This is a genomic window from Acinetobacter sp. ACZLY 512 (genome assembly GCF_023614015.1).
Taxonomy (GTDB): domain Bacteria; phylum Pseudomonadota; class Gammaproteobacteria; order Pseudomonadales; family Moraxellaceae; genus Acinetobacter; species Acinetobacter soli.
Genome location: NZ_JAKIVI010000009.1, coordinates 119,112 through 132,030 on the forward strand (window position 1 = coordinate 119,112; position 12,919 = coordinate 132,030).

13 protein-coding genes are annotated in these 12,919 nt (G+C 41.7%); 6 read left to right on the top strand and 7 right to left on the bottom strand.

Translation table 11 applies throughout. The features are described 5' to 3' along the window. Positions 1-2: 2 nt before the first annotated feature. The 4 genes from rfbC to rfbB form a co-directional block, all read right to left on the bottom strand. Positions 3-569 carry a dTDP-4-dehydrorhamnose 3,5-epimerase gene (rfbC, locus tag L2096_RS11265; RefSeq protein ID WP_250365438.1) on the bottom strand — a complete coding sequence of 189 codons (567 nt, stop codon included), beginning with the start codon at positions 567-569 and terminating at the stop codon, positions 3-5. A 67-nt stretch (positions 570-636) separates the two neighbouring features. Then, on the bottom strand, positions 637-1,527 hold the full coding sequence (rfbA, locus tag L2096_RS11270; protein ID WP_250365439.1) for a glucose-1-phosphate thymidylyltransferase RfbA: 891 nt from the start codon (positions 1,525-1,527) through the stop codon (positions 637-639). Continuing rightward, positions 1,524-2,432 (bottom strand): dTDP-4-dehydrorhamnose reductase, encoded by a 909-nt coding sequence (rfbD, locus tag L2096_RS11275; protein WP_250365440.1) that lies wholly within the window; start codon positions 2,430-2,432, stop codon positions 1,524-1,526. Before rfbD ends, rfbA begins: the two co-directional genes overlap by 4 nt. Before the next feature lie 13 nt (positions 2,433-2,445). Continuing rightward, complete coding sequence (rfbB, locus tag L2096_RS11280) at positions 2,446-3,528, bottom strand: dTDP-glucose 4,6-dehydratase (RefSeq protein ID WP_250365441.1); 1,083 nt, start codon at positions 3,526-3,528, stop codon at positions 2,446-2,448. A 465-nt stretch (positions 3,529-3,993) separates the two neighbouring features. On the opposite strand from rfbB, the gene L2096_RS11285 reads away from it, so the two are divergent. From L2096_RS11285 to bamJ (L2096_RS11305), 5 genes are all read left to right on the top strand, one after another. After that, on the top strand, positions 3,994-5,097 hold the full coding sequence (locus L2096_RS11285) for a polysaccharide biosynthesis/export family protein (protein ID WP_250365442.1): 1,104 nt from the start codon (positions 3,994-3,996) through the stop codon (positions 5,095-5,097). A gap of 1 nt (position 5,098) precedes the next feature. After that, positions 5,099-5,527 (top strand): low molecular weight protein-tyrosine-phosphatase, encoded by a 429-nt coding sequence (locus L2096_RS11290; RefSeq protein ID WP_250365443.1) that lies wholly within the window; start codon positions 5,099-5,101, stop codon positions 5,525-5,527. A gap of 23 nt (positions 5,528-5,550) precedes the next feature. After that, positions 5,551-7,743, top strand: coding sequence for a polysaccharide biosynthesis tyrosine autokinase (locus tag L2096_RS11295; RefSeq protein WP_250365444.1), 2,193 nt, complete (start codon positions 5,551-5,553; stop codon positions 7,741-7,743). Positions 7,744-7,924: 181 nt separating this feature from the next. Then, positions 7,925-8,632: a BamJ family beta-barrel-assembly machinery protein gene (gene bamJ, locus L2096_RS11300; protein ID WP_004941793.1), complete on the top strand. Its 708-nt coding sequence runs from the start codon at positions 7,925-7,927 to the stop codon at positions 8,630-8,632. Between the two features lie 64 nt (positions 8,633-8,696). Then, the gene (gene bamJ, locus L2096_RS11305; protein ID WP_250365456.1) at positions 8,697-9,389 is read left to right on the top strand and encodes a BamJ family beta-barrel-assembly machinery protein; all 693 of its coding nucleotides are present in this window, start codon (positions 8,697-8,699) and stop codon (positions 9,387-9,389) included. A gap of 100 nt (positions 9,390-9,489) precedes the next feature. On the opposite strand, the gene murJ is transcribed toward bamJ (L2096_RS11305), so the two are convergent. Together murJ and ampD are read right to left on the bottom strand one after the other, a co-directional pair. Next, a complete protein-coding gene (gene murJ, locus L2096_RS11310) occupies positions 9,490-11,037 on the bottom strand; it encodes a murein biosynthesis integral membrane protein MurJ (RefSeq protein ID WP_250365445.1) in 1,548 nt (515 codons plus the stop codon). Between the two features lie 52 nt (positions 11,038-11,089). Further along, the gene (gene ampD, locus L2096_RS11315) at positions 11,090-11,680 is read right to left on the bottom strand and encodes a 1,6-anhydro-N-acetylmuramyl-L-alanine amidase AmpD (RefSeq protein WP_250365446.1); all 591 of its coding nucleotides are present in this window, start codon (positions 11,678-11,680) and stop codon (positions 11,090-11,092) included. A 177-nt stretch (positions 11,681-11,857) separates the two neighbouring features. Here ampD and nadC point away from each other — a divergent pair, with 177 nt between their 5' ends. Then, positions 11,858-12,703, top strand: coding sequence for a carboxylating nicotinate-nucleotide diphosphorylase (gene nadC / locus L2096_RS11320; RefSeq protein ID WP_151815299.1), 846 nt, complete (start codon positions 11,858-11,860; stop codon positions 12,701-12,703). Here nadC and L2096_RS11325 read toward each other — a convergent pair. Then, positions 12,700-12,882 (bottom strand): ABZJ_00068 family colistin stress protein, encoded by a 183-nt coding sequence (locus L2096_RS11325; RefSeq protein ID WP_151840458.1) that lies wholly within the window; start codon positions 12,880-12,882, stop codon positions 12,700-12,702. The genes nadC and L2096_RS11325 overlap by 4 nt on opposite strands. Positions 12,883-12,919 lie beyond the last annotated feature (37 nt).

Consider the following 12,919-nt stretch of genomic DNA (forward strand, 5'->3'; position numbering starts at 1 on the left):
AGCTACTTAAACTTATCAGCATTGATAAAAGTTGATGCTGTTCGATCTTTATCAGTCAATTTTAATTCAGTCCCTTCTTCAATAGGCCAATCAATCGCAAGATCTGGATCATTCCATACAATACTTCTTTCACATTCCTTAGAGTAGTAATTCGTGGTCTTATATAAAAACTGAGTATTATCTTCGAGTGCTATGAATCCATGTGCAAAACCAGCAGGTATCCAAAACTGTTTGTGGTTTTCACCTGTAAGCTCAAGCCCTACCCACTCCCCAAATGTTGGTGAGTTTTCGCGAATATCTACTGCCACATCCCACGCTCGGCCCTGTACCACACGTACCAGTTTTCCCTGCGCATGCGGATTAAGCTGATAATGCAAACCGCGCAATACGCCTTTTTGTGAAAACGAGTGATTATCTTGTACAAATTGTGGTACATCTAAATCACGCTCAGTAAGCGCATGCTCAAAGTTTTTTTGGTTAAAACTTTCCATAAACCAGCCACGGTCATCACCAAATACACGCGGCTCTAAAATGAGTAAACCATTGATTTTAGTTTCAATAATATTCATTACGACAATATCCAGTGTGGTTTATATGCAAGGCATCATGTTGATTTAGATAATGACTTGATTACATTTATTTTGAATGTTCTTGATGCAATTTTAACAAGTACTGACCATATCCAGTTTTCTTAAAAAATTCACCACGTGCTTTAAGTTGGTTTAAATCGATCCAGCCATTGTTAAAAGAAATCTCTTCTAAACTGGCAACTTTTAAACCCTGACGATGCTCAATGGTTTGTACAAACTGACTTGCTTCAATCAGTGAATCATGTGTACCTGTATCTAGCCATGCAAAACCTCGGCCAAGTACTTCTACATTTAGCGCTTGTTGCTGTAAATAAATATTATTTACGTCGGTAATTTCAAGCTCCCCGCGATGTGATGGTTTAATATTTTTGGCAATCTCAACCACCGAATTGTCGTAAAAATATAAACCCGTCACTGCATAATTCGATTTTGGCTGCTCTGGTTTTTCTTCAATACTTAAAGCTTTACCCGATGCATCAAAATCGACCACACCAAAACGCTCTGGATCACTCACATAGTAGCCAAATACTGTTGCACCCGTCTGTTGCTCGGCTGCACGCTTGAGCTGCTGCCCAAAACTTTGACCGTAAAAAATATTGTCACCCAAAATTAGGGTGACATTATCTTGACCAATAAACTCTTCACCCAAAATAAATGCTTGAGCAAGCCCGTCAGGAGACGGTTGAACTTTGTAAGAGAGTTTGATTCCAAGCGCCTCACCTGTTCCTAAAAGTTTTTCAAAATTTGGTAAGTCTTCTGGGGTAGATATAATTAAAATTTCACTAATCCCTGCCAGCATAAGTACAGACAGTGGATAATAAATCATGGGTTTGTCATAAATTGGGAGTAGCTGTTTTGATGTACCCATGGTAATTGGATACAAGCGTGTGCCAGAGCCGCCCGCTAAAATAATCCCTTTACGGTTTGTTTGAGTCATGGAAGAAGTTCCTCTAATACTTGTATTACACCTTGCTGCCAGTGAGGAAGATGCAATTTAAAATTTTGTTCTAGCTTGTTGGTGTTTAAACGTGAATTAAGCGGGCGTTTTGCCGGTGTTGGGTATGCCGATGTTTCAATTGGATTTACTTTATTTAAAGCTAAAACTTGTCCTGCATGTCGTGCATGTGCAAAAACAAATTGAGCGTAATCATGCCATGTAGTTTCACCTTTTGGCGCCAAATGATAATGACCATGCAGATTTTGTTTTTCAGTTTCAGATTGTAAGGTGTAATAGCGAATCGCTTGAGCCGTAACATCAGCAATCAGTGCTGCGCCTGTAGGCACCCCAACCTGATCATGAATAATACTCAGTTCTTCTTTGGTCTGAGCCAGTTTGAGCATGGTTTTTATAAAGTTATTGCCTCGTGCAGCATATACCCAGCAGGTACGAAAGTTTAAAAACCGAACATTGCTCTGTTCAAGTGCTAACTCGCCTTCACGTTTGGTGAGGCCATAGTAATTCACTGGTGCGGTTTGATCATCTTCATTCCATGGAGCAATACCATCTCCACTAAAAACATAGTCAGTCGAGTAATGAATCAACAGTGCATGATGCTTTTTGCACTCACTAGCCAAATGCTTCACTGCTTGCGCATTGATAAGCTGTGCCTGTTGCTGATCAGATTCGGCTTTATCAACCGCAGTATATGCAGTGGCATTCACGACGATATCTGGATTAATTTTATCAAACACATCAGAAATGGCAGCGAAGTCTGCAACATTGCCACTGAAGCCCTCAGATGACATATTACGATCAAGTGTAACCACTTCACCAAGCGGTTGGAGTGCGCGTTGCAACTCCCACCCAACTTGACCATTTTTTCCAAGCAACAGTATTTTCATAGTTTCACGCAACTTAATTCATTTTTTCGGTGGTTGTGTACTGTTGCTGAATCCAGTTTTGGTATTCACCACTTTGAATATGCTGTACCCACGCTTGGTTGTTTAGGTACCACTGCACTGTTTTTCTAAGGCCTGTCTCAAAGCTTTCTTGCGGCACCCAGCCTAAATCTTGCTGGATTTTACTTGCATCAATCGCATAGCGCAAATCATGTCCCGGACGATCTGTCACATAAGTGATCAGGTCCTGATAACGTGCTAAACCTTCAGGTTTGTTTGGAGCAAGCTCTTCTAAAAGTTCGCAAATTGCTTTGACCACATCAATATTTTTTTGCTCGTTGTGACCGCCAATGTTGTAAGTTTCACCCACTGCTGCTTCTGTGACTACTTTATACAGTGCGCGGGCATGATCTTCTACATACAACCAGTCACGAATTTGTGTACCGTTTCCATATACAGGTAGTGGCTTACCCGCCAGTGCATTTAAAATTACCAGCGGAATGAGTTTTTCAGGGAAATGGAACGGCCCATAGTTGTTTGAACAATTGGTCAGTACAACTGGTAAGCCGTACGTGCGGTACCATGCTCTAACCAAGTGATCCGAACTGGCTTTGCTGGCAGAGTAAGGTGAACTTGGAGCATAAGGTGTTGTTTCTAAAAACAGATCTTCTGTACCTTCTAAATCGCCATACACTTCATCTGTTGAAATATGATGAAATCGAAATGCTTGTTTTTTATTTTGATCTAGTTGATTCCAGTAATGGCGTGCTGCCTCAAGTAGTTGGTAGGTACCAATAATATTGGTTTCAATAAACGCCGCAGGGCCAGTAATTGAACGGTCGACATGCGATTCAGCAGCTAAATGCATCACAGCATCGGGTTGGAAATTTTCAAATAATTCATCTAAAGCAGCACGATCACAGATGTCAGTTTGAGAAAATGTGTATCGCGGATTTTTAGCAATACGTGCTAAAGATTCTAAATTTCCTGCATAGGTGAGTTTATCGACATTTAATACTTCGTTTTCTGTATTTTCAATAACATGACGAACAACGGCTGAACCAATAAAACCCGCGCCACCTGTAATTAATATTTTCATATATTTCCTGTAATACGACTTAAATGCTTGATCTATCAGTTGGTTGATTCATCTTATGGAAGAAATCGTCTTTATCTATGTTTAAAATAGAATATGTTTATGACATATTTGATAAAAACCGTTATCTGGCCTTTATCTCTTTAAAAGATTTAATTTACAACTCAAATTCATATTTAACTTAGCCGCAAATAATAGCTTCGATTTCAAGGTTTTTAAATAGAAAACTTCAAGCATTTAAAGCAATTTTCTTAAGCATGGGCACTATCGTTGTAAAAAAGTAAAAAATGACGAGAGAAGATCATTTTGCCAATAGTGTGAAGGCTTTTTCGTTCAGACTCATTTTTTCGCTAAACATACAAACTTAAGTTGAAAACGCTATAACTCTCATAAATTATGGTCTAGAATGTCGCGTTATAACGACATTTTAAAATATCACGCTAAAGCTTACAATCTAAGGGTTTCAATGTGAAGTATAAAAGCACTTTACTTTTTTTATCGTCCTGTTTTATAGGTTTATCAGGTTGTGCCGTTACTTCAGGTTTGCAAACACACGACATACCTGAACAAGGCACTTATGTAACCGATCAGGGCGCTCAGGTTTCAATTGTACAGCTCAATCAAACCAATTTGCCTAAACTACAGCCTGCTGAAAATATTCGCTATCAATCGGATATTGCAGCTTTATTTAGAGCATCACACCAGTTATACCGCTTAAGAGCAGGTGATGTTTTATCTATACAGCTTTGGGCCTATCCTGAAATTACACCTCCTCTTCAAGATGGAAATAACATTAAAGGCATTGGTTACCCTATTGATAGTAATGGGAATATCTACTTACCTTTAATTGGAAAAGTACAAGCACAGGGTAAAAGTGTTTCCGAGCTGACTCAGCACCTCCGCGCCAGATTTGCTCAGTACTTAAAAGCGCCAGATGTCGTGGTTCGTGTACTCTCTTATGAAGGTAGCCGTTACTTTGTAAATGGTCAAGTCATGAAAAGCGGACAATATACCTTAAATGACCAGCCGATTAGTATTTACACGGCGCTCAGTATGGCCGGTGGCGTAAATACCGAAACAGGTGACAATACCTCTATTCAGCTCATTCGAAATGGTAAAACCTTCGATTTAAATGCAATAAGCCTAGAAAAACAGGGTTATTCTTTACACAATTTATTGATTCAACCCAACGATACGATTTTTGTAAATACCAAACAAAATCAGAAACTTTACGTGATGGGTGAGTCGAATAAAAGTCAAGCAATTGCTTTACGCGATCAGGGCATGACTTTAAGTGATGTATTGGGTGAAAGCGAAGGGATTAACCCATATTCGGCTAGTGCTGCCCGAATTTACGTGATGCGTACGAACTTACAAGATCGTACATCAAAGCTGTATCATTTAGATTTGTCTAACCTCGGCAACTTGGCTTTGGCCAATCAGTTCCAGATGCAAAAAAATGATATTGTGTATATCGATGCAACGGGCCTGACTCGCTGGCAACGTGTGATTGGGCAAATCGTTCCATTCGCAAGCGCAATTTATTCATTTAAGATTCTTGGAAATAACTAAAATGCAAATCCAAAATGTTTTGGTCATTTGTGTGGGTAATATTTGCCGCAGCCCGATGGCCGAATATCTGCTAAAACAAAAGCATCCTGAGTTACATATAGAATCGGCCGGTATTTCTGGTTTGACTGGCCATAGTGCAGATGATAAAGCCATTAAATGTATGGATGCCTTAAATATTGATATGCGCAACCATGTGGCACGTAAGTTGAATGCAGAGATGATCAAGAAAGCCGATCTTGTGCTAGTCATGAGCAATAATCAGCAAAAACATATTGAGCAGACTTGGCCATTTGCCAAAGGCAAAACCTTTCGACTTGGGCATTGGCAAGGGCAGAATGTACCCGACCCATATCAGCATGATCAGGCCTATTTTGACCAAACTTGTATCAACATTCAGTCGTATGTCGCGGACTGGGCATCACATCTATAATTTGAAGAAGTAACATCGACACTATGAGCCAAAATTCAAATACCAATGAAGACACAATCGATTTAAAAGAGTTGCTCTTCTCGTTAATTGCACAATGGAAATTGATTGCCGTCTGCACCTTATTCTGTCTTATTTGCGCCCTTCTTTATCTGCGGGTTTCTCCAAGTATTTATGCGACAGATGCCATGATACAAGTTGAAGACAGTAAAAGCGCCGCATCTAAAGCACTTTTAGGCGAGCTTGGAAACATCGCTGGTGGTGCAGGTCAAAAATCCCCAGCAGACGCTGAGATTGAAATTTTAAAGTCCAGATTAGTGCTTGGGAATGTCATTGAAAATTTAAATTTAAATATTCAAATAACAGATACCCAAGATACACTTCTTCACCGACTGTTTAATCGTGATAATACTCAAATCGATTACTCACACAAAGGCGTAGAATATAAAGATCCAACTCATGCTTTCTTTATTCAACGTTTAGATGTACCTGAGTACTATCTTGATAAACCCTTAAACTTAGAATTTAAACCTCAAACGCAGCAATTTAGTTTGAGCTATAAGGATATGCCTGTTTTTGAAGGTACGTTAAACAAAGAGAATATTCTTAAAGATACTAAAGGCACATGGCAGGTACGAATCGACAGTCAAGTACCTTTTAATCGTACTTTTATACTTCGTCGTTTATCTGTCCCGACAGCAGTGAAAGAACTCACTCAAAACTACGCAGTGGCTGAAAAAGGCAAACTCACTGGTGTGGTGGGGCTCACTTACCAAGGCCAAGATCCTGTTCATATTACGCAAGTACTGAATAATATTTTAACGGTATATCACGCGCAAAATATCGAGCGTAAGTCTTTAGAGGCACAGCAAACACTAAGCTTTCTAGACAAACAATTGCCAGAACTTAAAAAGCAGCTTGAAGAGTCTGAGCTTAAGTTTAATAAATTCCGTGAACAATACAATACAGTTGATGTCACACAGGAATCTGAACTGTTCTTGAAGCAAAATATTGCACTCGAAACTACAAAAATCGAGCTCAAACAAAAACAAGCCGAACTCGCAGCAAAATATACCAGTGATCATCCACTCATGGCTGAAATCAATGCCCAGCTCGATGCTGTGAATAAAAAGTCTGCCGAGTTAAATGCCACGATTAAAAGACTACCAGAGTTACAGCGCCAGTATCTGCAATATTATCGTGATGTAAAGGTCAATACGGAACTCTATACCAATTTACTCAATAACTATCAGCAGCTTAAAGTTGCGAATGCAGGTGAGATTGGCAATGTACGAGTGATCGATACCGCAATCGAACCTGTGAAACCAATTAAACCTAAGAAATTAATTGTGTTAATTTTATCTCTTTTTGTGGGAGGTTTTATTGGTGTACTGATTGCATTGATGCGTAAAATGCTCCGTACAGGCATTAAAGACTCTGCACAAATCGAAAATGAACTCGACCTGCCTGTGTATGCAACGATACCTCGCTCGCCTATTCAGGAAAGTCGAATCAAATTGCTTAAAAAGAATAAAACTATTCCAATTTTATCGATTAAAAACAGCGACGATATTGCCATTGAAAGCTTGCGTAGTATGCGTACCGCTATTCACTTTGCTTTGGCAAATGCAAAAAATAATTTGATTATGATTGCAGGCCCAGCGCCTGAGGTAGGTAAGTCGTTTGTTTCGGTGAACTTGGCGGCGATATTGGCACAGAGTAATAAACGCGTGCTGTTAATTGATGCAGACTTACGCCGTGGCTACCTAAACAAATACTTTAATGTCGAGATTAAACCTGGCTTATCGGAATATTTAAGTGATCAGACCAGCTTTGAGTCGATCATTCATCATTCTGAAGTGGCTGGTTTAGACATGATTACTCGAGGCAAAAGCCCTACGAATCCGTCTGAAATGCTCGGCTCTGCTAAATTTAAAGCCTTTCTTGATGAAATCATGCCGCTTTATGACCATATCTTGATTGATACGCCGCCAGTACTTGCTGTAACCGATGGTATTATCATTTCACAATATGCAGGGGTAAACCTGATCATTGCGCGTCATAATAAGACGCAAATGAAAGAGCTTGAATTAACCGTAAGTCGCTTCGAACAGGCAGGCGTGAAAGTGAATGGCTTTATTTTAAATGATATCGAGAAGTCGAGTGGCGGCTATGGATACAACTATGCCTATAGCTATACCGCGGCAAAAGATGATTGATCATCTAATCTAATAAACTCAAAAAAGCCGAATCACATGATTCGGCTTTTTCGTTTAAACAACGCAAACAGTATAAAAATCCACTCGTTTTTTTTTACAAACATTATATGCTAAACAGATGCATGCTAAGATCACATGTATTTTTAACATGATCAAATAAACATCTTTTTTGGAACATTGTATGAGTAAAGCCTTACCCGTTGCTGTCGCTATCATTTTAGGCGGTGCTGCACTTATTCCTGTTTATTACGCGACTCAGCATCCTGCAACAAACGTAGGCAGCAAGGCTGATCAAAATGCGTCTCCGGTGCAAAAAATCAGCTATGCGCTCGGTTATGAAGTTGCCAACCAAACACCTGCAGAGCTTGATGTTAATGCATTTGTACAAGGTATTCGTGATGGTCATGCTCATACACCTGCAGCTTACACGCAAGAGCAGCTTCAAGCCGCCTATACTGCTTACCAGCAAGAAGCGCAGCAAAAAGAGCTTGAGCATGCCAAAAAGTCTGAATCGAGTAGCAATGACTTCTTAGCCGAAAATGCCAAAAAAGAAGGCGTTAAAACCACAGCATCAGGCTTGCAATACAAAATTATTACCGAGGGTACAGGTAAACGCCCAACAGCCACGTCTGTGGTCAAAGTTCACTACAAAGGTCAGCTCACCGATGGTAAGGTCTTCGATAGCTCGTATGATCGCGGCGAGCCGGTTGAATTCCCGCTCAATAAAGTGATTCCGGGCTGGACTGAGGGCTTGCAACTGCTCAAAGAAGGCGGCAAAGCGACTTTTTATATTCCGGCAAAACTCGGTTATGGCGAACAAGGTGTTCCAGGCATGATTCCGGCCAACAGCACCCTGATTTTTGATGTTGAGCTTCTCGAAGTAAAATAATCGCTCAAAGGAGAGTCATGTACTCTCCTTGTTTTTTATATGACATATGATTTGGATAAAAATGATGAAAAAAACTGTGCTCGGTTTGGTTTTAACCAGTCTGTCTGTTTCAGGCTTTGCAGCAATTACCAAAAATAGCCCGCAAAAAGATCAATTAGGCTATAGCTATGGATACGTGATGGGTCGTACCAATGCCGATACCCTAAAAGATCTCAATATTGAAGCTTTTGTGCAGGGCCTTAAAGAAGGTGCACAAGGCAAAGATGCCGCTTTGACAGATGAAGACATGGCCAAGGTGCTTAGTCAGTATAAAAAGCAAATGGAAGCCAAACAACTGTATGCCTATCAGCAACTGGCTCAGCAAAATCTGAAAAGTGGCGATGCATTCTTGGCAGAAAATGCGAAAAAACCAGGTGTGATCACCACTAAATCTGGTCTTCAATATCAAGTTTTAAGTGCAGGTAAAGGTAAATCGCCTAAAGCCACATCACGAGTAAAAGTAAATTATGAAGGCCGCCTACTCGATGGTACCGTATTCGATAGTTCGATTGCGCGTAATCATCCGGTCGAGTTTCAACTCAGCCAAGTGATTCCGGGCTGGACCGAAGGCTTACAACTGATGAAAGAAGGTGAAAAAGCACGTTTGTTTGTGCCTGCCAAACTGGCCTACGGCGAAGTCGGCAGTGGGGATGCGATTGGGCCAAACAGTACGCTGATTTTTGATGTTGAATTACTCGAAGTATTACCGGCCAAATAATTAAAAAAACCGCTGTCACCACAGCGGTTTTTTTGACGCTTCACTTGTCTTGCGACATAAAATAAAGCGCAATTTATGTATTGCCACGCGCTGCTTTATTTTATGTCTCATGCTTTAAGTGGCGAGGTCTAAAGCCCGTTGCAAACAGTGCGATTGCATAGGCAGCCACACCCACTATACAAAAAACAATCACTTCGATGATGCGCATCAGTTGAGAAGACTGTCCATCGTACCAATGCAGTGCGCCCCAAAGCGCCCCAATCATGGCTAAATTAGCGACAGCATACTGGAGTGCGAGTTTTTTCCAGTGTCCGCCAAAACGGAAAATATTACGCTTGTGCAGATAAAAATACAGCATTCCAGCATTCACCAAGGCCGAACCCGATGAGGCCAGCGCCAGTGCCATATGTTCGGCTTTCCAGTCGATCAGCTTAAATAGCCCAATAAATATCACGTTTAAAAGCGCATTTGTGGCAACAGCAATCAAGCCTACACGTACGGGAGTTTTGGTATCTTGCTGGGCATAAAAACCCGGTGCAAATACTTTAATTAACATAAAGGCAATCACGCCACCACTCATGCATTGCAGGGCCAGTGCTGTCATTTTGGTGTCTTCCCAAGTAAATTCACCGCGCTGAAACAGCGCCTGAATAATCGGTGTCGACAGCATAAACAGTGCAATACTGGCAGGTAAACCCACCAATACAATCACGCGTGCAGCCCAGTCCAGCATTCCGCGAAACTTCTCCTGATTTTGCTCGGCATGACGGGCAGATAAAGAAGGCAAAATCACTGTCCCAATGGCAACACCAATAAGTCCGAGCGGTAGCTCGGTCATACGCTCGGCACTATAGAGCCACGAAACTGAACCATCCTGCATAAAAGATGCCCAAATAGTGTTGAGCAACAGGTTAATCTGAGTAACCGAAACACCAAACAAGGCCGGTAACATCAGTTTCATGATGCGCTCGACCCCTTCATGCTTGAAGTCAATTTTTGGTGGGATCAGGAGTTTTTTACGCCAAAGCTCTGGAATCTGGATCGCAAGCTGCAAAATACCCGCCCCAAGTACGGCCCAACCCAACGACATAATCGGCTGCTGCATATAAGGCGTGAGCCACCATGCCCCTGCAATCATGGCCACGTTAAGCAAAACGGGAGAAAAAGCTGGTGAAGCAAACGAGCCATAACTGTTGAGAATACTGCTGGCAAATGCGGTCAGCGACATAAACATCAGGTAAGGAATGGTCAGACGAAACATTCCGACAGCCAGATCAAACTTTTCTGGATCGTTGTGAAAACCGGGGGCATAGGCATAAATAATCACCGGTGCAATGATCATGGCCACTAAGGTAAGTAAGCTCATCACCATCAGCAGGCAACCAAACACCCGGCTAATCAGAATTTGTACTTCAGCATGAGCACGACCCGTTTTATATTCGGTCAAAATAGGAATAAAGGCTTGTGAAAATGCACCTTCGGCAAACAAGCGCCTAAAAAAGTTTGGAATCCGAAATGCCACCACAAAGGTATCAAAATCTTTTCCTGCCCCAAACACATTGAGCAGGACCATATCGCGGACCAAACCCAATATGCGAGATAACATCGTCATTGCACTGACAATAAACGTCGATCGCCACAATGCCATCGCCTCTACCCACGCCTAAACACAAAGTCGTTATTGTAATGAAACTTGGATATTATTTCGTTGCGAAATCATGTCTAGCAGCAGTTTTTTTTGCATGAAGTTTTGCGCGAAAATGAGGCCAGTTAAAAAAAGGCCCCGGATCGGTTTTTCTGACGGGTGCGATATCGGAGTGCCCCGCAATATGTGTCTGGATTTTAGGATACGCATGCTGCAAACAACATGTGACATCGGCCAGTGTTTCGTACTGTTCTGGCTCAAAGGGCTGATCGTCACTGCCCTCCAGTTCAATGCCAATCGAATAATCGTTGCACTCGACCTGACCAAGATACTGTGAGCGACCAGCATGCCATGCACGATCGTTAAAGTTTACAAACTGAATCACCTCACCGCTACGCAAAATCAGCAAATGTGCCGAAACGCACATGCCTTCAATTTCTTTAAAATAAGGATGCAGCGACCAGTCTAACTGGTTTTGAAAAAACTGCTGAATGTAACCGCCACCAAATTGTGAAGGCGGTAAACTGATATTGTGAATCACCAGCAAACACATCTCGGTCTGTGGCGGACGCTGATTAAAATTTGGCGAAGGCAACTGCTTTGCCCCGATTAACTGACCATCTTTGACTTCAAAACGCGGCATCATCTGAAACAACTCTCTTTTTTCGCCATAACATTCGCGACATCATCCATCACGTATCGACAGATTGAAACTGCCGAGCGGTATCTGCATTTTAGGAATATTGTGCCAAGAATACTTATTTTTTAAAACGACAATGCTAATATATCGCTCAATTTTCTGGGTTACATCTTGGACGTACTTATGAGCATTCCACAATCATTGCTTGAACAATCGATTCAACTCAATATCCAACAGGCGTTGAACGAAGATATTGGTGATGGCGATATTACGGCATTGCTCACCCCAGAACACGAACAAGCAACTGCGACCATTATTACACGTGAAAATATGATTTTAGCCGGTCGTCCGTGGGTTGATGCGCTTATTCAACACTATGATCATCGAGTCAAAGTGGAGTGGCTCAAAGCCGAAGGTGAACACGTTCAGGCGGGTGAAGCTTTTTTAAAATTGGCAGGTTCGGCACGTAGCCTTTTAACGGTCGAGCGCCCTGCATTGAATTTTATTCAAACTTTATCGGCAGTGGCGACCAAAGCTGCATTTTATGTGAAACAACTCGATGGCTTGCACACCAAACTGCTTGATACACGTAAAACCCTACCTGGTTTACGTATCGCACAAAAATATGCAGTAGCAATTGGTGGCGGACAAAATCATCGCCTCGGTTTATTCGATGCCTTTTTAATTAAAGAAAATCATATTATGGCAGCCGGTGGAATTGCACAGGCCATCGCGCAGGCACGCCAGATTGCACCGAACAAGCCTGTTGAAGTAGAAGTAGAAACTTGGAATGAGCTGGAACAGGCCTTAGAGGCGGGTGCCGATATTGTAATGCTCGATAATTTTTCTCAACAGCAAATGATTGATGCTGTACAGCATGTAGCAGGTCGCTGCAAACTTGAAGCCTCAGGTAATATTACGCTAGATAACTTGCGCGAAGTGGCAACAACGGGTGTCGACTATATTTCGATGGGTGTTTTAACCAAAGACGTCACTGCCATCGATTTATCGATGCGTTTTAACGCTTAAGCATCTTCATGCGCTGAGTTATTCGGCTGCTCAATAATTTTTTGAGTAGCCTGTGATGGTTTCGACTGATCTGGTTTTTGCCATGCAGAAGCCGTTTGCTGATCTTGGCTCGGGCGCGGATCGGCTGCCATCACCGTAAATGTAATCACCGCACAAATCACAATAAATATTTGTAGCATAGTTCACTCCCCTATTTCTCAATTTCAATGCTGAACA

Bases quoted from the DNA above. Each gene is read 5' to 3' on its own strand.
- rfbC (WP_250365438.1), bottom strand. From the start codon at position 569: ATGAATATTATTGAAACTAAAATCAATGGTTTACTCATTTTAGAGCCG.
- rfbA (WP_250365439.1), bottom strand. From the start codon at position 1,527: ATGACTCAAACAAACCGTAAAGGGATTATTTTAGCGGGCGGCTCTGGC.
- rfbD (WP_250365440.1), bottom strand. From the start codon at position 2,432: ATGAAAATACTGTTGCTTGGAAAAAATGGTCAAGTTGGGTGGGAGTTG.
- rfbB (WP_250365441.1), bottom strand. From the start codon at position 3,528: ATGAAAATATTAATTACAGGTGGCGCGGGTTTTATTGGTTCAGCCGTT.
- L2096_RS11290 (WP_250365443.1), top strand. From the start codon at position 5,099: ATGCAAATCCAAAATGTTTTGGTCATTTGTGTGGGTAATATTTGCCGC.
- L2096_RS11295 (WP_250365444.1), top strand. From the start codon at position 5,551: ATGAGCCAAAATTCAAATACCAATGAAGACACAATCGATTTAAAAGAG.
- bamJ (WP_004941793.1), top strand. From the start codon at position 7,925: ATGAGTAAAGCCTTACCCGTTGCTGTCGCTATCATTTTAGGCGGTGCT.
- bamJ (WP_250365456.1), top strand. From the start codon at position 8,697: ATGAAAAAAACTGTGCTCGGTTTGGTTTTAACCAGTCTGTCTGTTTCA.
- murJ (WP_250365445.1), bottom strand. From the start codon at position 11,037: ATGGCATTGTGGCGATCGACGTTTATTGTCAGTGCAATGACGATGTTA.
- ampD (WP_250365446.1), bottom strand. From the start codon at position 11,680: ATGATGCCGCGTTTTGAAGTCAAAGATGGTCAGTTAATCGGGGCAAAG.
- nadC (WP_151815299.1), top strand. From the start codon at position 11,858: ATGAGCATTCCACAATCATTGCTTGAACAATCGATTCAACTCAATATC.
- L2096_RS11325 (WP_151840458.1), bottom strand. From the start codon at position 12,882: ATGCTACAAATATTTATTGTGATTTGTGCGGTGATTACATTTACGGTG.